Origin of the sequence: Pseudomonas sp. GGS8, assembly GCF_024168645.1 — a bacterium.
GTDB lineage: Bacteria > Pseudomonadota > Gammaproteobacteria > Pseudomonadales > Pseudomonadaceae > Aquipseudomonas.
Genome location: NZ_JALJWF010000001.1, coordinates 3,463,265 through 3,485,606, shown reverse-complemented (window position 1 = coordinate 3,485,606; position 22,342 = coordinate 3,463,265). Strand labels below are relative to the sequence as shown.

Here is a 22,342-nt window from a genome sequence, read left to right as displayed (position 1 = left end):
CCGGTATTCGCGGTTTGCCTGAATCACCGCGCGGGTTGATTTTGGGGCGGCTTCGCCACCCAACGGGGGCAAGCCTCCTCGCCACAGGGGACACTCAGGGCCTTATTCGTTATCCAGGCCTTTGCGTCGATACGGAAACACATCAATCACCTTCCCCGCCCGAATCGCTTCCTGCAGCCCCTTCCAGTAATCGGCGTTGTACAGCTCGCCGTGCAACTGATCGAACAACTTGCGCTGCGCCGAATCGGCAAACAGAAACGGTGGAAACTCCTCGGGGAACACATCCAGTGGCCCGATCGAGTACCACGGCTCAGAGGCCATTTCGTCTTCCGGCGTGCGCGGTTGCGGGATGTGGCGGAAGTTGGCTTCGGTCAGGAAGCAAATCTCGTCGTAGTCATAAAACACCACGCGACCGTGACGGGTGACGCCAAAGTTTTTCAGCAGCATATCGCCGGGGAAAATGTTCGCCGCCGCCAGTTGCTTGATCGCCAGACCGTAATCTTCCAACGCCTCGCGCACCTGCGCTTCGTTGGCATGTTCCAGATAAAGGTTCAACGGCGTCATCCGGCGTTCGGTCCAGCAGTGGCGGATCAGCACCGTATCGCCCTCCACCGACACCGTGGACGGCGCCACTTCAAGCAACTCCTCCAGGCAGGCCGGCTCGAACTTGCTCAAGGGGAAACGGAAGTCAGCGAACTCCTGGGTGTCGGCCATGCGCCCGACCCGGTCGACGCTTTTCACCAGGCGATACTTTTCGATCACGGTGGCGCGGTCGACGTTTTTCGACGGCGAGAAGCGGTCCTTGATGATCTTGAATACGGTGTTGAAACCCGGCAGCGTAAACACGCTCATGACCATCCCGCGCACGCCGGGAGCCATGATGAACTGATCGTCGGTGTTGGCCAGGTGATTGATCAGCGCCCGGTAGAACTCGGACTTGCCATGCTTGTAGAAGCCGATCGAGGTGTACAACTCGGCAATGTGTTTGCCCGGCAGGATACGCTTGAGAAAGCCGATGAATTCCGCCGGCACCGGCACATCGACCATGAAGTACGAACGGGTAAAGGAGAAGATGATCGACACCTCCGCCTCGTCGGTGATCAACGCATCGATCTGAATGCCCCGGCCTTCGCGGTGCAACAGCGGAATCACCAACGGCCACTGCTCGTCCTGGGTGTAAATGCGCCCCACCAGATAAGCACCCTTGTTGCGGTAAAGCACTGAGGAAAACAGCTCGACACTCAGCTCCGGATCCTTGCAGACCCAGTCCGGCAGGTTCTCGCGCAATTGCGCTTCGAGACGACGCAGGTCGCCGGGCAAATCGGCGTAGTCCTCGCTGAAGCGGAAGTCGGTAAAGATGCTCGTGAGCATGCCGGGCAACTGCCCCTGCGGCTTGTAGGTACGGGTTTGCGCCGCCCGGGCGCGGCGCAGGCTCGGCCGCGTGGTGTGGATGAACATGCAGCCGTCGCTGATCAGGTCGTGGCTGAACAGCCCGCAGAAAATCGAGTTGTACCAGGTCTCGGACAGTTCATCGTCGAAGCGCAGGTCGATCAGGCTGATATAGGCGCTTTTGACCAGCGGCCAGCTGCTGACGTCCATCAGCACATCGGTTGCGAACGCCCCATGCAGGCGCCCGACCGTTTCGCCAACCTTCTCTTCGTAGAGGTTGATCCGCGCCGCCGACGCGACTTGTGTCGCCTGCCACTGGGCTTGCTCGAAGCGGCCTCGGGCACCGTCGGTGATCTGACGGAAATGCTCGCGATAATCGTCAAAGCCATCGAGGATCATTCGGGCGATGTCGGCGGCGGGCCATTGCTGCGGCATGGTGAAACCTCTGCGGCTGTTCTTATCATTGGAGCCTGAGCTTAGTGGCCCCGTGTGACGCAACGCAACCATTGCCTTGTGCCCCGACTGGCGCGACACTTGCGCGCCGATCTAGGAAGGAAAGTGCTGTGAACCCCGTCGATATCCTGCGTTTGTTGTCACTTGCTGCCATTTGGGGAGCGAGCTTTCTGTTCATGCGCATTATCGCCCCAGTGATTGGCACAATCCCCACTGCCTTTTTCCGTGTATCGATTGCCGCCGTCGGACTGCTGGTGATCCTGGGGCTGATGCGCATCAGTTGGGATTTCAAAGGCAAACTCAAGACGGTGATGCTGCTCGGAGTGATCAACTCCGGGGTTCCGGCGACGCTCTATTCCGTGGCCGCGCAAGTGCTGCCGGCCGGTTACTCGGCGATTTTCAACGCCACCACGCCGTTGATGGGGGTGTTGATCGGCGGCCTGTTCTTCCATGAAAAACTGACCGCCGCCAAGCTTGGCGGGGTGTTCCTCGGGCTATTCGGCGTTGGCATTCTTACCCGTGCAGGCCCGGTGGCGTTCGACATGGAACTGCTGATGGGCGCACTGGCGTGCCTGATGGCCACCACCTGTTATGGCTTCGCCGGGTTCCTCGCCCGCCGCTGGCTCGACCAGGCCGGCGGCCTCGACAGTCGCCTTTCGGCGTTGGGCAGCATGCTCGGCGCGACGTTGTTGTTGCTGCCACTGTTTGGCTACAGCGTGATCAGCCAGCCACCGGTGAGCTGGGGCGGCTGGAGTGTCTGGTTGTCATTGCTGGGATTGGGCTTGGGCTGTACCGCGTTTGCTTACATCATTTACTTCCGTTTGCTCAGCTCGATCGGCCCGGTGAAGTCGATGACCGTGACCTTCATGATTCCACCGTTCGGGGTGTTGTGGGGGGCACTGTTGCTGGATGAGCCGCTGTCGATGGCGCACCTCTATGGCGGAGTATTGATTGCCGCGGCGTTGTGGCTGGTGTTGAAGCCGGCGGTGGTGAAGCCGGTTGAGGTGGTTGCCCGATAAAACGCCTTCGCAGTCAAGTCGGATCACCTACAAGGCCCGGAGCTCATGCCCCGGGCCTTGTTTGTTTCAAGCGGTCTTACGGAACACAAACACCAGACCGACGATGATCAGCCCCATGCCCAGCAGGCTCAACGCTGCAAGTCGGTTGCCGAAAATCAGGTAATCCATCACCGCCGTCACCGCCGGCACCAGGTAAAACAGGCTGGTGACATTCACCAGATTGCCCCGGGCGATCAGCCGATACAACAGCAGCGTCGCCAGCACCGAGACCACCAACCCCATCCACAACACCGGCACAATGAACCCTGTGCTGTGTTCGACGTGAAACGGCTGGAACGGCACAAACACCCCGCACAACAACAACAACAACAACAACAACCCGGCCAGGTACTGCACCGGCAGTGTGCCGAGGGGATTGTCGGTAATGCGTTTCTGCATGATCGAACCGAACGTCATGCTTGCCAGCGCCAACAGACCGAAGAGCATTCCTGCCAGCGACATTCCGGCCAGCCCGATGCCTTGATAAACCACCATAATCAATCCGGCCAAACCCAACGCCAGGCCGAACATCCGACTTATTGATCGGTGCCGCTCCATGAGCACTACGGTGAGAATCGGTTGAACGCCCATGATGGTTGCCATCACGCCCGGTGTGACTTTGAGGTCGAGGGCCAGCAGATAGAAAATCTGATAAGCCCCCAGTAACACCACGCCCGTGGCCATCGCATACAGCATTGGCTTGCCGCCCTTGGGCAGTTTCAGCTTGAGCAACGGCACCAGCAGCACCAACCCGCACAAGGCGATGGCGAAGCGAATCAGCAGAAAGGCGAAAGGTGATGCGTGGGCCAAGCCCCATTTGGAGAAGATCGCTCCGCTGCTCCACAGCAAAACGAACAGGCTCGTGGAAGCCGCCGCGAGCGCGGACTTTTTCGAAAGGACAAACATGAATACCACCTGTAGTCAGGCAAAAAAAGCCAACTCAGCCGAAGCTGAAATTCAGTAGTTTTTTCAAGCAGGCGCTTTTTCAGACGAGCATGGGAACAGCAGAAAAAAGCTGATCAGCCCGAAAAGCCAACGCCCGGCGGTGATACGACTGCGCACACCGGCGTGCTACTGACAGGTGGAGGGTAATGACTGATCTGCGCAGGCTGCTGATTCCCGCACGGCACGACGCCAACGTTGACCGCTGAATCGACTACCGCGTTGATAAGGGAAGCTGGCATGGGCTGATCTTTTTTGATGAGTGGAACAGTGGCTCAGGAAACCACAGAGCGCCGACTATAACCAGCGCGGGACAGCAATTGCAATGGCTTGACGGAAGAGCCCAGGAAACAGGAGCCCATCACAAGTCCGAGCAAGCGCGCATAAAAAAACCGCTCCCAAGGAGCGGTTTTTTTTCATTCAATGATTGGCCTCAACCAAACAACCAATACCCCAACAACGTCAACACCACCACCGCCAGCACCGGTCGCAGCACGCGATAGGCCTTGGGATTGCGACGCTTCCACTGCTTGACCACACCGCTGAATTTGTCGCTGAACGTCTTGCTCCAGGCATAGGCCTGGTTGATCCCGCCAACGCGTTCATCATCAAGGTTCTGCGGCGCAGTAGCACGTCCTAGCCAGCCGCTGATCCAGCGGTTGATGCGGGTCATCAGGCGGTTGCTCAAGGGGCGTTCGATGTCGCAGAACAGAATGACCCGGGTTTGCTCGGTTTCGTTCTTGACCCAGTGCACGTAGGTCTCATCGAACATCACGTCTTCGCCATCACGCCAGGCGTAGACCTGACCGTCGACGAAGATGCGGCAATCATCGGAGTTCGGCGTCGATAGCCCCAGGTGATAACGCAGGGAGCCGGCGAACGGGTCGCGGTGCGGGTTGAGGTGACTGCCGCCCGGCAACAGCGCAAACATGGCGCCCTTGACGTTGGGAATGCTGCTGACCAACGCTACGGTTTTCGGGCACAAGGCTTCAGCCGATGGCAGCGGTTTGTCGTACCACTTGAGGTAAAAACGCTTCCAGCCCTTTTTGAAGAACGAACCGAAACCGGCGTCGTTATTCTTTTCGGCGGCGCGAATGTAGCCCTCATCGAACAGGTGCATGGCTTCGTCGCGGATAACCTCCCAGTTGTCCCTGAGCACGTCGAGCTCCGGGAACTTGCTGCGATCCAGATAGGGCTTGGACGGCACGCCGGAGAACAGGTACATCAAGGCGTTATAGGGCGCGAACAGGGCCGAGTGATTGACGAACTGACGCAGGACCGGCAAACGCGCCTTGCCACGCAAATGCACATAGAGCGTGCTGCCGAGGAACAGCAGCAACACCGACGCCTTCGCGAAAAAGGAAAAGCTCATCTACGACTCCTTGAGGATAGGAAACTCCGCACAACGCCACTTACCCGACGTGGCAGCCGGCCATGATAAACACTACCGGCCTCGGGAAAAACCCGCATTACTCAACATTCAGTGTTAAGGATTGTGCAATAAAGCACTTTTTAACATAGGGCTCCTGAACGGGGGCTGACCTGTATCAACCCTCGTTCGGCTACAAAGCAGTCATGAAACGTTATTGCTGATTTTCCTGTTCAGTAAACAAATCGCTGAACAACATGCTCGACAGGTAGCGTTCGCCGGAGTCGGGCAGGATCACCACAATGGTCTTGCCCTGCATTTCCGGGGTTTCAGCCAGGCGCACGGCCACGGCCATGGCGGCGCCGCAAGAGATGCCGCTCAAAATCCCTTCTTCTTGCATCAGGCGCAGGGCCATCGCCTTGGATTCGTCGTCGCTGACCAACTCCACCCGATCGACCATCGACAGGTCCAGGTTCTTCGGCACAAAACCAGCGCCGATGCCCTGGATCTTGTGCGGGCTCGGTTTGATCTCTTCCCCGGCGATCGCCTGGGTGATTACCGGCGACACCAGCGGCTCCACCGCCACCGAGAGAATCGGTTTGCCCTGGGTATTCTTGATATACCGCGAAACCCCGGTAATGGTTCCACCCGTTCCGACGCCCGCCACCAGCACGTCGACGGCACCGTCGGTGTCGTTCCAGATTTCCGGGCCGGTGGTTTTTTCGTGGATGGCCGGGTTGGCCGGGTTTTCGAACTGCCCCGGCATAAAGTAGGTGGATGGGTCGCTGGCAAGAATTTCGGCGGCCTTCTCGATCGCGCCTTTCATGCCCTTGGCCGGCTCCGTCAACACCAGTTCGGCGCCAAGGGCCTTGAGCACCTTGCGTCGTTCGATGCTCATGGACGCGGGCATGGTCAACATCAACCGATAACCACGGGCGGCGGCAACGAATGCCAGGCCGATACCGGTATTGCCTGAGGTCGGTTCGATGATGGTCATGCCGGGCTTGAGTTTACCGCTGCTTTCGGCGTCCCAGATCATATTCGCGCCGATTCGGCACTTGACCGAATAACCAGGGTTGCGCCCTTCGATCTTGGCCAGAATGGTGACACCGCGCGGGGCGATACGGTTGATCTGCACCAGCGGCGTATTGCCGATGGAATGGGCGTTGTCAGCATAGATGCGGCTCATGGCTGGGTCCTTATACAGCGTTGAATTAGCCCACCAAGGTATGCCTGTTACTCGCGGTCGTCCAGTCAGTCGAACGTCCGGCTGCCGCAGCAGTCAACCGCTTTACATCGCCAGAGATTTTCCGCCATGAAGCGTCGATACAGTTGGCCTCTGTGGACCCTCGCCGGCCTCTTTATATTGCTGGTTGCCCTGCACATCGCCCTGCCCTATCTGGTACGCGACTACCTGAATGAGAAACTGGCGGACATGGGCGATTACCGAGGACAGATTACCGACGTGGACCTGGCCCTGTGGCGCGGCGCCTACAAAATCAACGGGCTGAAAATCGTCAAGGTCGAAGGCAAGGTCCCGGTGCCTTTCGTCAACGCGCCATTGATCGACCTCTCCGTCAGTTGGCACTCGCTCTGGTACGACCACGCCGTGGTGGCCAAGGCGCAGTTCGACAAACCCGAGGTGAACTTCGTCGATGGCGGCGCCAACAAGAAAAACTCCCAGACCGGCCAGGGCACCGACTGGCGGGCACAGCTAGAAAAACTGCTGCCGATTACCCTGAACGAAGTACGGATCAACGATGGCCGGGTCACCTTTCACAACTTCAATTCAAAACCACCCGTGAACCTGAACGCTACTCAGGTGAATGCCAGCATTTACAACCTGACCAACATAGTCGACACCAAAAACAAACGCGATGCCCGTTTCGAAGGCAAGGCGCTGTTACCGGGGCATGCACCGCTGGAAACAACAGCAACCTTCGATCCGTTGAGCAATTTCGAAGACTTCGAGTTCCGCCTGCGCGTCAAAAACCTTGAACTCAAACGCCTGAACGACTTCGCTTCGGCCTACGGCAAATTCGACTTCAATGCCGGCCATGGCGACGTGGTCATCGAGGCCAAAGCCAACAAGGGTCAACTCACTGGCTACATCAAGCCACTGTTGCGAGACGTCGAAGTGTTCAATTGGCATCAGGACGTGGAGAACAAAGACAAAGGGATGTTTCGTTCCATCTGGGAAGCACTCGTCGGCGGCACCCAGAATGTGTTGAAGAACCAAGCGAAAAACCAGTTCGCCACTCGCGTCGAACTCAGGGGCAACGTGCATCAGCGGAATATCAGTGCGCTCGAGGCGTTTTTACAGATTTTACGCAACGGTTTCATCCAGGCGTTCAATGCCCAGTACGAACAGCCCAAACCGGATGCCGGTTAAGATTTGCGTGTAACGGTGTAACGACCGGTTTCTTCCGCCGCCCGCGCCGGATTCGATTGCTGCTGCAAAAAGTCCCAGCCCAGACAGGCCAGCGCCAGCGCCCGGGGCACTGTTTCACGACCACTGCTATAGCGACTGATACTGCGCGCACTGACGCCCAAGGCCTCGGCCGCCTGATTCAACGGCAATCCAGTACGAGCACGCCAATCAATGAAAATACGGGTGTTTTCATCCGTTGCATTCTGCGCGAGCGCATCCAGGTACAGCGTGTCCGCGCCAATCTGGATATCCAGTTCGGGCCACTCCACGCTCCAGCCATCGTCACCCAAGGCTGCTTCTTCAAAAACACGCCCCCCCAGCAATGGTTGCAGTCCCGGGTATGAACGCAGGTCGCGACTTAAATCGAGGCTCAACTGCTGGCCATCGATAAACGTCAGCGCCAGCCTGTATTCCGGCAATGCCAGCACAGCTGACAACCGTGGTCGTTTCATGGGTAACATCGCTTCCAATCCTCCAGCAATTGCGCTTGATGGGCCCTGACCCACTCCAGCGCTTCCTTGATAATCAGCGGCGGCGCCTTGCCCATCAACACATCGACGGTTTCCAGGCTGAGCATGACGTCCAGCCCGCCACCAGTCAGATGGACGTGGGGCGGCGGATGATCCTTCTCGCGCAACTGAATGCGGTACGTATCGCAAAATCGGTATTTAGTAGACATGCCCGGCAAGCTATCGCCAAAATGGCGATAGCTCAATACTGGCCAGCAGCCGAGACTGAGTCAAGATGTGACGCCCCATTCAGAGACTGAATAACCCGTCTGCGTTCACAGTCGACCGGGGTGCGCGTTATAGTCGGACACTACAACTATTGCGCCCCGCCCTGCCTCGCTCAGGTCGGCGTTACCGTTCGAGGATTAGCAGATGAAGTTCGAAGGCACCCAGGCCTACGTCGCCACCGATGACCTGAAGCTGGCGGTCAACGCCGCTATCACCCTGGAGCGGCCACTGCTGGTCAAGGGTGAGCCAGGCACCGGCAAGACCATGCTCGCCGAGCAACTGGCCGAGTCCTTCGACGCCAAGTTGATTACCTGGCACATCAAATCCACCACCAAGGCACATCAAGGCCTGTACGAGTACGACGCGGTCAGCCGCCTGCGGGATTCGCAACTGGGTGTGGACAAGGTTCACGACGTTCGCAACTACCTGAAAAAGGGCAAGCTCTGGGAGGCTTTCGAGTCCGAAGAGCGGGTGATTCTGCTGATCGACGAAATCGACAAGGCCGACATCGAGTTCCCCAACGACTTGCTACAAGAACTCGACAGGATGGAGTTCTACGTTTACGAGATCGACGAGACCATCAAGGCCAAGAAACGTCCGATCATCATCATTACCTCCAACAACGAAAAAGAACTGCCGGACGCCTTCCTGCGCCGCTGCTTCTTCCATTACATCGCATTCCCCGATCGCGTGACGCTGCAGAAGATCGTCGACGTGCACTACCCGGACATCAAGAAAGACCTGGTCAGCGAAGCGTTGGACGTGTTCTTCGACGTGCGCAAGGTGCCGGGCCTGAAGAAGAAGCCCTCGACTTCCGAACTGGTGGACTGGCTGAAACTGCTGATGGCCGACAACATCGGCGAAGCGGTGCTGCGCGAACGCGATCCGACCAAGGCTATTCCGCCGCTGGCCGGCGCCTTGGTGAAGAACGAGCAGGACGTGCAACTGCTTGAGCGTCTGGCGTTCATGAGCCGTCGCGGCTCTCGCTAAGTATCAATAAGGGCGATCGCCATGCTGCTCAATCTGTTCAATGAAATGCGCGCGGCCAAGGTACCGGTCTCGGTGCGCGAGCTGCTGGACCTGATCAACGCGCTGAAGCAGCGCGTGACCTTCGCCGACATGGACGAGTTTTATTACTTGTCGCGGGCGATTCTGGTGAAGGACGAACGGCATTTCGACAAGTTCGACCGGGCCTTCAGTGCCTACTTCAATGGCCTGGAAAAACTCGACGATCACCTTCAGGCGTTGATCCCCGAAGACTGGCTGCGCAAGGAATTCGAACGATCCCTGACCGACGAAGAGCGGGCCGCGATCCAGTCCCTCGGCGGCCTGGACAAGCTGATCGAAGAGTTCAAGAAACGCCTGGAAGAACAGAAAGAACGCCACGCCGGCGGCAACAAATGGATCGGCACCGGCGGCACCAGCCCGTTCGGTTCCGGCGGCTTCAACCCGGAAGGCATTCGGGTCGGCGATGCCGGCAAGCGTCAGGGCAAAGCGGCCAAGGTCTGGGATCAGCGCGAGTACAAGAACCTCGACGATTCGGTCGAACTGGGCACGCGCAACATCAAGGTCGCCCTGCGTCGCTTGCGTAAATTCGCCCGTCAGGGCGCGGCGGAAGAACTGGACATCGACGGTACCATCGACCACACAGCGCGCGACGCCGGGTTGCTGAACATCCAGATGCGTCCGGAGCGGCGCAACACCGTCAAGCTGTTGCTGCTGTTCGACATCGGCGGCTCGATGGACGCCCATGTGAAGATCTGTGAAGAGTTGTTCTCGGCCTGCAAGACCGAGTTCAAGCATCTGGAGTATTTCTACTTCCACAACTTCATTTATGAATCGGTGTGGAAGAACAACATGCGCCGCACCTCGGAGCGCACCGCCACCCAGGACTTGCTGCACAAGTACGGCGCCGACTACAAAGTGATCTTCATCGGCGACGCCGCCATGGCGCCCTATGAAATCACTCAGGCCGGCGGCAGCGTCGAGCACTGGAACGAAGAAGCCGGTTACGTGTGGATGCAGCGGTTCAAGGAAAAGTACAAGAAACTCATCTGGATCAACCCGTACCCGAAAGACACCTGGGGCTACACCTCCTCGACCAACATCGTGCGGGATTTGATCGACGATCAGATGTATCCGCTGACGTTGCGGGGGTTGGAGGAAGGGATGCGGTTTCTTTCCAAATAAAGCATTGCATCGGTGGCGAGGGGGCTTGCCCCCGTTGGGTTGCAAAGCGACCCCGAAATCTGCAATCGCGATGTATCAGACACACCGCATGCAATGGTTTTGCGACTGCTGCGCAGCCGAACGGGGCGATGCGGCGTTCCGACAAGCCCCCTCGCCACAGTTAAAACCGGCGCAAATACTCGACGTGCTCGCGATGCGCGACATCCTGCACCACCGGTCTCAACCGCACCTTCGCCCCCGGTAAACACTGCGCCAACCGTGCCAACGCCAACGGCGTCAACGCCCCCAACCGCGGATACCCGCCAATGGTCTGCCGGTCATTGAGCAACACAATCGGCTGCCCATCCGGCGGCACCTGGACCGCGCCCAGCGGGATGCCTTCGGAAATCATCGGCTTGCCCTGATACTGCAACGCCGTTCCCAACAGACGAATGCCCATGCGATCGGCGCGGCTGTCGAGGGTCCAGGCGCTGTTGAACGCATCAAACAGACTCTGCCCGCTGAATTCACCGATTTGCGCACCAAGCACCAGGTCCAGCGGTGCATTGAGGTTGAACTCCGGAACGTGCTCGCGAGGCAGCTCCCGTACCAGCAGCGGTGCTTCAGCGGAGTACTTCAACGACGCACCTTTGGCCAACGCCCGGCCCATGCCGTCGAGACCGCCGAGTTCTTCACGCACCACCGTCGCAGTGCTGCCCAGCACCTTCGGCGCATCAAACCCGCCCGGTGCCGCGAGGTACGCCCGAGCGCCGAGCAGCGGTTGCGTGAATTGCAATCGCTGACCTTTGCCCAGTTTGAAACTGCGCCACGGCGCCAGGGCCTGACCGTCAATCTGCGCCCCAAGATCGGCGCCAGCCAATGCCAGCAAGCAATCGTCCTCGGCCACCACACTGAATCCGCCGAGGGTGATTTCGATCACCGGCGCATCCAGCCCATTGCCCAGCAGCCAATTGGCCCACGACATCGATCGCCAATCCAGCCCGCCGCCCTGGGTCACGCCCAGATGCCGCACGCCAAATCGCCCGGCGTCCTGAAACAGGCACAGCGGTGTACTTGCTTCAATCGTCAGTCGGCTCATTCCACGGTCTCCAACGGCGTGTCATCACCGCCCAGGTTGATGAACTCGGCATGACTGACCGCTTCGAAGCGCACCGTGTCGCCCGGTTGCATCAGGCTGTAGCCCTCGCGTTCGCGGTCGAACAATTTGGCCGGGGTGCGGCCGATCAGGTTCCAGCCGCCAGGGGACACCACCGGATAAGCCGCCGTCTGGCGTTCGGCGATACCGACACTCCCGGCGGCGACTTTTTTGCGCGGAGTACTCAGACGCGGTGCGGCCAACACTTCTTCCACCAACCCCATGAACGCGAACCCCGGCGCAAAGCCCAACGCGAACACCTGATACTCGTGTTCGCTATGGCGGCGGATCACCTCTTGCACCGCTAGTCCGCTGCGTTGAGATAACAAGCCAAGTTCCGGGCCGACACTCGGGTCATACCAGACCGGCAGCACATGGCATTTACCCTTGGCCCGAGCGTTGGGCGTCAAATCGATCAGGGCTTCTGCAATCAACTCCCGGGCCCGGGCCGGGTTCAATCCCATCAGATCGTAATGCACCATCAACGTCGTGTAGGACGGCACCAGATCGATCAAATGGCTGGCGAATGCTTCTCGTAGACGCTCACTGGCCGCCAGCATCCACGGCATGTTGGCCTCGGCAATTTCATCGAACAGGCGCACCATCAGGCAATCGAGCGCCACCACTTCCACCCGTGGCTTCATGATGCGCTCTGCTGATTCAAGGCCTCGCGAATGCGCCGCACGGCGGCCACCGAACTGGCATTGTCGCCGTGTACGCACAAGGTATTGGCCCGCAAGTGCAAGGTGCTGCCGTCGTTGGCCGTGAGGTTGTCACCGCGGGCAATGATCAGCGCCTGTTCAATGATTTTCTCGGGATCGTGATGCACGGCCCCCGGCAGTTGCCGCGAGACCAGTCTGCCGGCGCTGTCGTAGGCACGATCGGCGAAGGCTTCAAACCACAAGGTCACGCCGTATTCGTCGCCCAATTGCTGGGCCGCACTGTTGTCGCGGGTGGCCATCAGCATCAGCGGCAGTGTCCGGTCATAGGCCGCCACGGCCTGGATCACCGCGCGCAATTGCGCCGGGTTGGCCATCATGTCGTTGTACATCGCGCCATGGGGTTTGACGTAACTCACCCGGCCGCCCTGAGCCCGGCAAATGCCGTCGAGGGCACCGATCTGGTAGTGCAACAGGTCCTGCAGTTCCTGGGCGGTATACGCCATGGAACGGCGACCGAAACCGACCAGGTCCTGATAGGCCGGATGCGCGCCGATCTGCACGCCGTTGCTCAGGGCCAGGCTAACGGTCTTGCGCATGATGCTCGGGTCGCCGGCATGAAAGCCGCAGGCGATGTTGGCGCAGTCGATGAAGGGCATGACCTCGGCGTCCAGACCCATGGTCCAGTTGCCAAAACTCTCGCCGATGTCGCAGTTCAATAGCAGGCGGTTCACGGTGAACACTCCTGTAGGCTTTTGTCTTTTTAGCTGAAGGGCATATGCCCCTCAGATTATCAGTTACTGAACACTCGGTTATTCGGCGTCGAGTTGTTTGCCCCGGGTTTCCGGCAAGCTGAGTGCCGCCAGGATCACCACCCCATAGGACACCGCCGCGAAAGCCCCGATTCCCACGCTCAATGGCACCTTCTGGCTGAGCAAACCGATCAGCAGCGGGAACAATGCCGCCAGCGCCCGACCGATGTTGTAGCAAAAGCCCTGGCCCGAGCCGCGAATTCGCGTGGGAAACAACTCGGTCAGAAACGACCCCATGCCACTGAAAATCCCCGAAGCGAAGAAGCCCAAGGGGAAGCCCAACCAGAGCATCACGCCATTGCTGACGGGCAATTGGGTGTACAGCAGAACAATGGTGAATGAGCCGACGGCGAACAGAATGAAGTTCTTTTTACGACCGAGGATGTCAGTCAAATACGCGCTGATGACGTATCCGATGTAGGACCCGATGATCACCATCGCCAGATAACCACCCGTGCCGAGTACGCTCAAGCCCCGTTCGTTTTTCAGAAACGTCGGCAGCCAGGAGGTGATCGCGTAGTAACCGCCGAGTGCGCCGGTGGTCAGTATCGACGCGCGAATCGTGGTGAAGAGGATGCCGGGGGCGAAAATCTCGTAAAACTTCGCCGGGTTGCTTGGCTCTTGCCTGGCTTTGGCTTCGCGGTAGATTTCCGGATCCTTGACCAGGCGACGGACGAAGATCACGAAAATCGCCGGCACGATGCCCAGGATGAACAGCGCACGCCAGGCGTCTTCCGGCGGCAACACCGAGAACAGCAGCGCATACAGAATGGCTGTCAGCCCCCAACCCAATGCCCAACCCGATTGCACCATGCCGACGGCTTTGCCACGGTCCTTGGCGCGAATCACTTCGCCCATCAGCACCGCGCCGGCGGTCCATTCACCACCGAAACCGAAGCCCATCAACGTGCGGCTAACCAACAGTTGCTCGTAGTTCTGGGCGAAGCCGCAGAGGAATGTGAAGAACGCAAACCACAGCACCGTCAGTTGCAAGGTACGCACCCGACCGATGCGGTCGGAGAGAATCCCCGCCACCCAACCACCGATGGCCGAGGCGATCAGGGTGCTGGTGTGGATCAGCCCGGCCTGGCCGGTGGTGATGCCCCACATGGCAATCAAGGTCGGTACCACGAAGCTGAGCATCTGGGTGTCCATGCCGTCCAGGCCATAGCCGATCTTGCAGCTCCAGAACGTGCGACGCTCCTGCTTGTTGATGTTGCGGTACCAGTCGAAAGGTCCCGGACGAGCCGTGGCTTTGGGGATGTCGAGGGTGTCGGGCGCACTCATGGCAAAATCTCCGTGCATATTTTATTGGTATTGTTCTGAGCCCCGACGACGCCTATCGTGGGAACCGGATGGCCTGATTTTTGGGCGGTTGGCCCTGCTGCGTCCAACTAATAAAACCCCGCCCTAGACATAAGAAAAACTTTATCCACGAGCTGACCCCATGAACCTGAAGTTTCTCGAGACATTTGTCTGGGTCGCCCGACTCAAGAGTTTTCGCCTGACGGCAGACAAGCTCTTCACCACCCAGGCGTCGATTTCCAGCCGCATCGCCGTGCTCGAAAGCGAACTCGGGGTGAAGCTGTTTCTGCGCGACTCTCGTGGTGTGAGCCTGACCCCGGAAGGCTTGAAAGTGCTCGAATATGCCGAGCAGATGATGGAGACGATGCAGTCGCTCAAGCAGTCGATCGAAACGCGTTCGAGCAAGGCCGGACGGGTGCGGATCGGCGTCATGGACACGGTGATCCACACCTGGCTCAGCCCGTTGGTGGCACAGATGATGGATCACTATCCGCTGGTGGAAATCGAGCTGGTGGCCGATACCGCGCTCAACCTCTGCGATCAGCTGCAAAAAGGCTTTCTCGATCTGATCCTGCAAACCGACCTGCTGCGCCAGGAAAGCGTGCGCAGCCTGGAGCTGGCCAGTCATCCGATGGGCTGGATCGTGGCCAGCCATTCCATCTACAACCGTGAGTATTCAGGTGTCGCCGACCTGGCGCGGGAGCGGATCATCACCTATTCGAAAAACTCCCGTCCGCACCAGGACATCTTGAGCCTGATGCAGGCCAACGGGGTCATGGCGCCACGGCTGAACTGCGTGAACTCGGTGTCGGCGCTTACCCGATTGCTGCGGGACGGTTTCGGTATAGGCGCATTGTCGCCGGTGCTGGTGGCCGAGGAACTGGCCCGGGGAGAGTTGACCTTGCTGGCGATCGATCAGCGGCCAGCGAATTTGCCGGTGGTGGTGTCGTGGCGGGTGGGTGTGGAGTGGGTCGAGGAAATCGTGGCGCTGTGTCAGCAAGTCGTGGAGTGCTATGCGCAGAAAGTGGGCGAGCACTACATCGTCTTGAGCAAACCGCAGGCCAGAGCCTGAAAGTCACTTTCCAAAGTGTAAATATGAACCACTATCATTTGCATTAATTTTTCAAAACGGTATTCTTTGCGCGCTTTCAGAATCAATTGTCCAGAAGGAGTCGGACCTGATGCGCGATTACACGCAACAACAGCAGCAATTGCTCGCTCACTGGAGCGAAGCTCTCGGTACTCAGGCTTTCCAGTCCCACCGCATCACGCTCGATCATTTGAGCAATGCACTGGAGCCCGCCGCCCAGCGCTGTTTCCAACGCCTGATCCAGGCGCTGTTCCGTGAAGAGCTGATTGACCCCGACACCTGCGAATACGACGACACCAGCCGCTGCTGGCTGCCGCTTGGCGATGGCGCGCATCTTTGCTTCGAGCATTTGTCCAGCAGCAGAATGAACAGCTGGGACGTACGCGGCAGCATCGTCCTGCACACCCCCGACACACTGCCGCAAAAAATCCAGTTGCCCAGCGAACTGCTCGCTCACCTCAGCACTCAGCTCAATCCGCCAGCCTCCCCGCAGGTACTGGAACGTCTGGCCCAGGAGCTGGATGACAGCTTCAGCAACGACACCCTGTGCCTGGCGTTTCACCATGGATGGACCGAACGCCTGAGAGAGCAAATCGACACCACCTACGACGACAATCTGCTCGCGTGGCTCAAAGGCGTCCCCAGCCACCAGAATCCGACGTCACTGCTCGAACAGTGGGGCACCCTCGGCCACCCGTGGCACCCGAACTACAAGACCAAACTGGGCTTGAGCGCCGCTCAGGTCATCGCTTTCTCGCCAGAATTCGAAGCGAGTTTTCCGATTGTGCTGTGCGCCCTGCACCGCCAGTACGCACATGTTGAAGCGCTGGCTGGCACCACGGACTACTGGGATTGGTGGCAAGGTCACTTCCCACAGGCCGCCGAGCAATTGCAACACCACTTGCAGCAGCTGGGCCTGGACGCAAAAGACTACCTCCCGCTTCCGTCGCACCCATGGCAAGCCCATGAAGAGCTGCCACATTCGTTCGCCAACGAGATCGCCGACAACCTGTTGATCGTCACTGACATCGTTGCTTTTACCGGCCACCCGACCATGTCCTTCCGCACGGTCCTCCCGCAGGCCAGTCGCACAGCACCGATGGTCAAACTGCCAGTGGCTTTGCGCCTGACCAGCGTGCAGCGCACCGTGTCGCCGCGCTCGGCCCGAATGGGTCCGCGCATCAGCCAACTGATACTGGATATCCTCGATCAGGAGCCGCAGATTCAGCGCCTGCTGAACATCGTTCCAGAGCGCATCGGCGTGCATTACGCACCACTGCCGGCCGATGACGAGCGCTCCCGGCATGCTGGCGTGCTGTATCGCGACAACCCGCTGACTCTGCTGCAAGAAGGCGAGTTGGCGGTGCCGGTCGGCAGCCTGTTCGCCGTCAACGAATTCGAACAACCGCTGCTGCGTGATTGGGTAAGACTGGCTCAGGGCAGGGACGACAGCGAGGCCATGCTGACGTTCTTCGATGATTATCTGTCGATTGCCGTACCAAGCCTGCTGGGCATTTACCTGCTGTATGGCGTGGCGTTCGAAGCGCATCAGCAAAACAGTTTCATGGTGATGGGCGCTGACGGGCAGTTGAACCGGTTGCTGTTGCGTGATTTCGGTGACGTTCGTATTGATCGCAAAACCCTGCACGCCAAGGGTCTGGATATCCAGTTGCACGATCCGAAAATGACCCTGTATGACGACGCAGGCTTTGTCCGCGACAAACTCCTGCACACCACCTTCATGTGCCACCTCGGTGAGCTGACTTTGCTCTGTGCCCGCCACTGGAATGTGCCGGAAAATATCCTTTGGGAGCGATTGGCCGCGCACGTTGTGCAGTGCTTCGAAACCTTGCGCGAGCGCGTTGAACCGGCTCGCTGGGAAAGCGAGCGTCAGGCCTTGCTGGAACTGGATTGGCCCGCCAAATCGTTCATGCGCATGCGCTTGCTCGACAGTCATGCCGACATCGTCGGACGCCTGAGCAACCCGCTACGACCCAACCCCCATGCACGCTGACGGTCGCGCCCTGCGACTGCTGATCGTCATCCAGTTTGTCTCCATGGGCGCCATGGAAATGAGCGGCCCGTTCTGGCCCTTGCAGATCCAGCATCTGCTTGGGCCCGAGGGCGCCGGTTACACCGCGCTGTTATCGGCGATGGTCTATGCCGGCCCGATGCTGGCGGCCATGCTCCTGACCCCCATGTGGGGCCGGTTGGGGGATCGCACCGGACACAAACCGATGATCGTTCGGGCGTTGCTGGCCCTCGCGCTGTGCCAAGGGTTGGCGGCCATCACCCTCGACCCGTGGCTGCTGGTGGGTATTCGCGTGATGCAAGGCGCATTGGCCGGTTTTCTCGCGGCCGCGCAAGCCTATGCGTTGGCCTGTTGCGACAGTACCAGACGGGGTCACACCCTGGCCCGCCTGCAATCGGCAACGGCCGTCGGCTCGTTGATCGGCCCGGTGCTGGGTGGCTGGCTGATGGACGTCTCGGGGTTTGCCTTGCTGTGTTATGGCGCGACGGCGATTTGCCTGCTGTGCGCACTGGGGAGTTTTTTCCTGCCAGCCGACAAGGCGCGAACCGCGAAGAAAAAATCTGTTGAGCCGGTGGCCCTGCCCAAAGGCTGGCTCAGTGGAATCCTGTTGGTGATCGTGTTGATCCAGGCGGCGAAGATGATGCCGCAGTCGTTCTACGCCCTGTACGTCGCGAACATTCTGCAGGCCCCAAGCTGGCTGATCGGTGCCACCTACGCGGCGAGCGCCGCGACCCTGGCCATTTCCGCTCCGCTGTGGGGACGCCTGTTCGACCGCTGGCAGCCGGCCTACACCTTGCGCGTCATCGAAGGCGTGGCCTGGTTATGTGCCCTGACGCTGGCGGCCACGGCATTGGCCAACGAATGGCTGGGGTTTCTCGTCAGCCGACTCGTCTGGGGCATCTGGCAAGGCGCTCTGCTGCCCGTCGCCTATGCCCTGATCGCCAACACCATTTCCACAACCCAGCAGGGTTTCGCGCTTGGCCTGGGCAACAGCGCGGCAAAGGCTGGAGCCCTGCTCGGTGTCGTCCTTGGCGGGATCGGCATGGGCCTGGTCGGCCTGGCCTACAGCTTCTGGCTGGTGGCGCTGACCTACGCCATAGCCGCCATCGGAATCCGCTGGGTGCGGTCGTTCAACGCCACGCCCGACCGCTCGACCTTATCGCCCCACACTTATCAAAACTAAAAAAAGACCACGTCATGACCCGAACCAAACTCTCCCTGCTGATCCCGCTACTCGGTACCTTCAGCGCCCAGACCTGGGCCGAGGATACCGAGCAGCAGCCCGGCACCTTGAACATGCAAGCCACCGTCGTCTCCGCGACCCGCAGCGAGGCGAGCATCGCCTCGATTCCGGGCTCGGTCCAGGTGATCGACGAACAGCAAGTCCGTGAGCAGAGCGGCGCGGGTCGCCGGGTCTCCGACATCCTCGGGCAATTGGTCCCGGGTATTGCGCCGTCCAGCGGCGGCATGAGCAACTTCGGTCAGACCCTGCGCGGGCGCAACATGCTGGTGTTGATCGACGGCGTATCGCAGAACGCCACGCGTGACAACTTCCGTCAGCTCAACAGCATCGCCCCGGCCAGCATCGAACGCATCGAAGTGATCTCCGGCGCCAGCAGCATTTACGGTGCTGGTGCTTCAGGCGGCATCATCAACATCATCACCAAGCGCAATCAGGGCCAGGACATTGCCTACAGCAGCAAACTGGGCCTGACCAGCGGCAACAACCTCAATAGAAAAGGCTTCGCCTACGAAGCCTTTCAGAGTGCCACCGGGCGCAAGGATGCGTTGGACTGGTATGTGTCTGCCGACCTGACCCAGCGCAACGATCAGTTCGATGGCAACGGCAACCGCATCCCTCAGGACACCTCCCAGGGCAGCAACATGGACACCGAAACCTATGACCTGCAAGGTCGTTTCGGTTACGAACTGGATGCCGACAAAAAACTCAGCCTGTCGCTGCAGGACTACAAGGACCAGCAGGACACCGGCTACACCAAAGACCCAAAAAACTCGCAGCAAGCCGTGGCAGTCAAAGGGCTGAAACTCGACGACCAACCCTACACCCATAACCAGGCGGTCAACCTCAACTACACCGACAAGGACTTCTACGGTCAGGGCCTGCAACTGGAAAGCTACTGGCGCCGCGCCGATGCACTGTTCTTTCCGGACCTGTCGCGGGGCAAGGCCGGGATCTCCGACAACAACAGTGTGCAGGATGTCTACGGCCTGCGCGCGGCCATCGACACGCCACTGCCAGCGATCGGCAGCGCCACGGGCAATCTGGTCTGGGGCGCCGACTATGACAATGAGCGCTCGCGCCAACGAGGTGATCAATACACGCTCAATGGCCTGAACTACACCAAGACCGGCACCACCTACGAGCTGGGTCCGGACATCGAAACCACCACCAAATCGCTGTTCGGGCAGATGTCCTGGGACATTGGTGACTGGACCTTGCGTGGCGGTGTGCGCCGCGAATGGATCGAAAGCGAGGTCTCCGACAGCATCGCCTATGGTCAGATCGTCCAGACCGGCATAAGCGCAACGCTGCCCGGTGACACCCTCAAATACGATGCCACGCTGTACAACCTGGGGGCGGTCTACCACCTGAGTGAAAACCAGGACGTCTTCGCCAATTACAGCCAGGGGTTTTCGCTGCCGGACATTCAGCGCTTCATGCGTGACGTCAGCAGCACCTTCGACATCCAGAGTCTTAACGCCCAGGCGATCAAGGTCGACAGTTACGAGTTGGGCTGGCGTGGCAACTGGGACCAGTGGCAAGCCGACGTCACCGTGTACGAAAACACCTCGGACGTGACACAGTTCTACGATGCCAATGATCGCGTATTGCGCCTGATCAACCAGAAAGAGCGGGTTCGCGGCATCGAAAACAGCCTGACCTACCGCGCGACCGATCACTGGTCGGTGGGTGGCACTTATGCCTGGGCCAAAGGCGAGACCGAGCAGAACGGCAAATGGATCGATCTGCCAGCCACGCGCATTTCACCCGCCAAGACCACACTGTTCGTCGGCTACACCGAAGACGACTACACGCTTCGCCTGCAAGGCATGCGTTTGGCCAATTACGATGCCGCCGCCAAGGACAACAATGGACGCGAGATCGAAGGCTATACGCTGGTGGACCTGCTCGGCTCCGTGCAACTACCGGTAGGTCGTCTTGAAGGCGGCGTGTACAACCTGACCAACCGCACGTACCAGAACCTGTTCACCCAGGCCAACGCCAGAGCACCGTACGCCAATGCCGAAGGCCGCACGCTGAGCATGAGCTACTCGGTCGATTGGTAAAAACCGGAGCCGGCTTGCCAGCGATGCGATCGGCCAGGCCTACCGTGTCGCGGCAATCGCCAGCAAGTCGGCTCCAGTGTTACAACCCGCGCAAATCCCGCTCTTCGATCGGCCGGCTCTGGCGCAGGCGCTTGCCGCCCAGCACCACCCAGTCGATCAACCGGAACAGGCATTCAATGCCGAACGACAGCAGCAACGCGCCGCTCATACCCCAGATCATCGCTTCCGGTGTCAGCAGGATCTGGTAGCTGTAGCCGTTCCAGGTTTCCTTGCGAATGTCCGGGTCGGCCGCCAGCACCACTTGCAGGAAACGGATGTACCACGGGCCCTGCATCGCCTGGAATTGCTTGTCGAGGGCCAGTTGACGGGTGAGCAAGGAGCTCAGGCTGTCGGCATCGCTGCGAAAGATCGGGTCTTCGCTGGCACGGTAATGGGCCACCAGCGCCTGCATGTCGCCCTTGAAAAACTGATTGGCAGTGCCCTGAAAACCGCTCAAACCGCTTTGCGCCTCGATCAGATGCGCCTCGACCCGCTTGGCATAGTCATTGATGAACCCAGGCACCTGGACACCGATCAACAGGCCAGCCGCAAACAACACCAGCCGTAGATAACTGAGCAACATGGGGGAGAGATCCTTATTCGGTCTTGCCCTGGCTGACGCATTCGCCGCGTCGCCAAAGGCTCCATTGGCCCGGTTCGTAGCGGGTCCAGGTTTCATTTTCGGTCAAGGGTTCGGTGGCGATCACCGTGACCACGTCGTTGGGCGTGGTTTCGGCCTGGAAGTCGACGATCACATCGACGTCCTTCAAGCGTGCCGGGCCGAACGGGGCACGGCGAGTGATTTGCGCCAGTTTGGTCGAGCAGTAGCAGAACAGCCAGTCGCCGTCGCTGAGCAAGCAATTGAACACGCCTTTGCTGCGGTACTCGGCGCAAGCGGCCACCAGGTCCGGCAGCAATTCTTCAATTTCTACCGGCTCGGGGAACGCAGCACGCACCCGGTTAAGCAGATCACAGAACGCCGCTTCGCTGTCGGTATCGCCGACGGGACGGTAGAAACTGGCGGTCGGGTTGAAGTCGGCCAACTGGCCGTTGTGGGCGAAACACCAGTTGCGGCCCCACAACTCGCGCACGAACGGGTGGGTGTTGGACAGGCAGACCTTGCCGACATTGGCCTGGCGGATGTGCCCGATTACCACTTCGCTCTTGATCGGATAGCGCTGCACCAGGTTCGCCACTTCCGACTCGCTGCTCGCCGCCGGGTCCTGAAACAACCGCAGGCCACGGCCTTCATAGAAAGCGATGCCCCAACCGTCACGGTGCGGCCCGGTGCGGCCGCCGCGCTGCATCAGCCCGGTGAAGCTGAACACGATATCGGTCGGGACATTGGCGCTCATGCCCAATAACTCACACATGCTCGGACTCTCGATGAAA

20 protein-coding genes are annotated in these 22,342 nt (G+C 59.5%); 8 read left to right on the top strand and 12 right to left on the bottom strand.

Annotated features, from left to right (window positions below; translation table 11 throughout):
* Positions 1-102 precede the first annotated feature (102 nt).
* Entirely contained in the window at positions 103-1,824 is a 1,722-nt protein-coding gene (aceK, locus tag J3D54_RS15820) for a bifunctional isocitrate dehydrogenase kinase/phosphatase (RefSeq protein ID WP_253419843.1), read from the bottom strand.
* Between the two features lie 128 nt (positions 1,825-1,952).
* Between aceK and J3D54_RS15815 the strand changes: the two genes are divergently transcribed.
* Positions 1,953-2,861, top strand: a complete 909-nt coding sequence (locus tag J3D54_RS15815) for a DMT family transporter (protein ID WP_253419839.1) — start codon at positions 1,953-1,955, stop codon at positions 2,859-2,861.
* A gap of 66 nt (positions 2,862-2,927) precedes the next feature.
* Here the strand turns inward: J3D54_RS15815 and J3D54_RS15810 are convergent, their stop codons facing one another.
* The 3 genes from J3D54_RS15810 to cysK all read right to left on the bottom strand — a co-directional run bounded on the left by J3D54_RS15810 (position 2,928) and on the right by cysK (position 6,400).
* Complete coding sequence (locus J3D54_RS15810) at positions 2,928-3,806, bottom strand: DMT family transporter (protein WP_253419836.1); 879 nt, start codon at positions 3,804-3,806, stop codon at positions 2,928-2,930.
* A gap of 469 nt (positions 3,807-4,275) precedes the next feature.
* Positions 4,276-5,214, bottom strand: coding sequence for an aspartyl/asparaginyl beta-hydroxylase domain-containing protein (locus tag J3D54_RS15805; protein ID WP_253419833.1), 939 nt, complete (start codon positions 5,212-5,214; stop codon positions 4,276-4,278).
* A gap of 211 nt (positions 5,215-5,425) precedes the next feature.
* On the bottom strand, positions 5,426-6,400 hold the full coding sequence (gene cysK, locus J3D54_RS15800) for a cysteine synthase A (RefSeq protein WP_253419830.1): 975 nt from the start codon (positions 6,398-6,400) through the stop codon (positions 5,426-5,428).
* Positions 6,401-6,526: 126 nt separating this feature from the next.
* Here cysK and J3D54_RS15795 point away from each other — a divergent pair, with 126 nt between their 5' ends.
* Entirely contained in the window at positions 6,527-7,603 is a 1,077-nt protein-coding gene (locus J3D54_RS15795) for a DUF748 domain-containing protein (protein WP_253419827.1), read from the top strand.
* Here J3D54_RS15795 and J3D54_RS15790 read toward each other — a convergent pair.
* Complete coding sequence (locus tag J3D54_RS15790; protein WP_253419824.1) at positions 7,600-8,103, bottom strand: DUF2442 domain-containing protein; 504 nt, start codon at positions 8,101-8,103, stop codon at positions 7,600-7,602. The two genes, J3D54_RS15795 and J3D54_RS15790, sit on opposite strands and share 4 nt — an antisense overlap.
* Positions 8,091-8,321 carry a DUF4160 domain-containing protein gene (locus tag J3D54_RS15785; RefSeq protein ID WP_253419821.1) on the bottom strand — a complete coding sequence of 77 codons (231 nt, stop codon included), beginning with the start codon at positions 8,319-8,321 and terminating at the stop codon, positions 8,091-8,093. The genes J3D54_RS15790 and J3D54_RS15785 overlap by 13 nt, the downstream gene beginning before the upstream one ends.
* A 202-nt stretch (positions 8,322-8,523) precedes the next feature.
* On the opposite strand from J3D54_RS15785, the gene J3D54_RS15780 reads away from it, so the two are divergent.
* Together J3D54_RS15780 and J3D54_RS15775 are read left to right on the top strand one after the other, a co-directional pair.
* A complete protein-coding gene (locus J3D54_RS15780) occupies positions 8,524-9,369 on the top strand; it encodes a MoxR family ATPase (RefSeq protein ID WP_253419818.1) in 846 nt (281 codons plus the stop codon).
* A 21-nt stretch (positions 9,370-9,390) separates the two neighbouring features.
* On the top strand, positions 9,391-10,569 hold the full coding sequence (locus J3D54_RS15775) for a VWA domain-containing protein (RefSeq protein WP_253419815.1): 1,179 nt from the start codon (positions 9,391-9,393) through the stop codon (positions 10,567-10,569).
* 160 nt (positions 10,570-10,729) lie between these two features.
* Here the strand turns inward: J3D54_RS15775 and J3D54_RS15770 are convergent, their stop codons facing one another.
* The 4 genes from J3D54_RS15770 to J3D54_RS15755 form a co-directional block, all read right to left on the bottom strand.
* Positions 10,730-11,647 (bottom strand): biotin-dependent carboxyltransferase family protein, encoded by a 918-nt coding sequence (locus J3D54_RS15770; RefSeq protein WP_253419812.1) that lies wholly within the window; start codon positions 11,645-11,647, stop codon positions 10,730-10,732.
* Positions 11,644-12,348 (bottom strand): 5-oxoprolinase subunit PxpB, encoded by a 705-nt coding sequence (gene pxpB, locus J3D54_RS15765; protein WP_253419809.1) that lies wholly within the window; start codon positions 12,346-12,348, stop codon positions 11,644-11,646. Before pxpB ends, J3D54_RS15770 begins: the two co-directional genes overlap by 4 nt.
* Positions 12,345-13,097: a 5-oxoprolinase subunit PxpA gene (locus tag J3D54_RS15760; protein ID WP_253419806.1), complete on the bottom strand. Its 753-nt coding sequence runs from the start codon at positions 13,095-13,097 to the stop codon at positions 12,345-12,347. The genes pxpB and J3D54_RS15760 overlap by 4 nt, the downstream gene beginning before the upstream one ends.
* Before the next feature lie 78 nt (positions 13,098-13,175).
* Positions 13,176-14,462: an MFS transporter gene (locus J3D54_RS15755; RefSeq protein WP_253419803.1), complete on the bottom strand. Its 1,287-nt coding sequence runs from the start codon at positions 14,460-14,462 to the stop codon at positions 13,176-13,178.
* Between the two features lie 160 nt (positions 14,463-14,622).
* Here J3D54_RS15755 and J3D54_RS15750 point away from each other — a divergent pair, with 160 nt between their 5' ends.
* From J3D54_RS15750 to J3D54_RS15735, 4 genes are all read left to right on the top strand, one after another.
* Positions 14,623-15,552 (top strand): LysR family transcriptional regulator, encoded by a 930-nt coding sequence (locus J3D54_RS15750; RefSeq protein WP_253419799.1) that lies wholly within the window; start codon positions 14,623-14,625, stop codon positions 15,550-15,552.
* A 109-nt stretch (positions 15,553-15,661) separates the two neighbouring features.
* Positions 15,662-17,584: an IucA/IucC family siderophore biosynthesis protein gene (locus tag J3D54_RS15745; RefSeq protein ID WP_253419798.1), complete on the top strand. Its 1,923-nt coding sequence runs from the start codon at positions 15,662-15,664 to the stop codon at positions 17,582-17,584.
* Positions 17,574-18,785, top strand: coding sequence for an MFS transporter (locus tag J3D54_RS15740; RefSeq protein ID WP_253419795.1), 1,212 nt, complete (start codon positions 17,574-17,576; stop codon positions 18,783-18,785). Before J3D54_RS15745 ends, J3D54_RS15740 begins: the two co-directional genes overlap by 11 nt.
* Before the next feature lie 14 nt (positions 18,786-18,799).
* Complete coding sequence (locus J3D54_RS15735; RefSeq protein ID WP_253419792.1) at positions 18,800-20,911, top strand: TonB-dependent receptor; 2,112 nt, start codon at positions 18,800-18,802, stop codon at positions 20,909-20,911.
* A gap of 79 nt (positions 20,912-20,990) precedes the next feature.
* Here the strand turns inward: J3D54_RS15735 and J3D54_RS15730 are convergent, their stop codons facing one another.
* Positions 20,991-21,533 carry a DUF2937 family protein gene (locus J3D54_RS15730; protein WP_253419789.1) on the bottom strand — a complete coding sequence of 181 codons (543 nt, stop codon included), beginning with the start codon at positions 21,531-21,533 and terminating at the stop codon, positions 20,991-20,993.
* A 13-nt stretch (positions 21,534-21,546) separates the two neighbouring features.
* Positions 21,547-22,323: a class II glutamine amidotransferase gene (locus J3D54_RS15725; RefSeq protein ID WP_007934123.1), complete on the bottom strand. Its 777-nt coding sequence runs from the start codon at positions 22,321-22,323 to the stop codon at positions 21,547-21,549.
* Between the last annotated feature and the right edge of the window lie 19 nt (positions 22,324-22,342).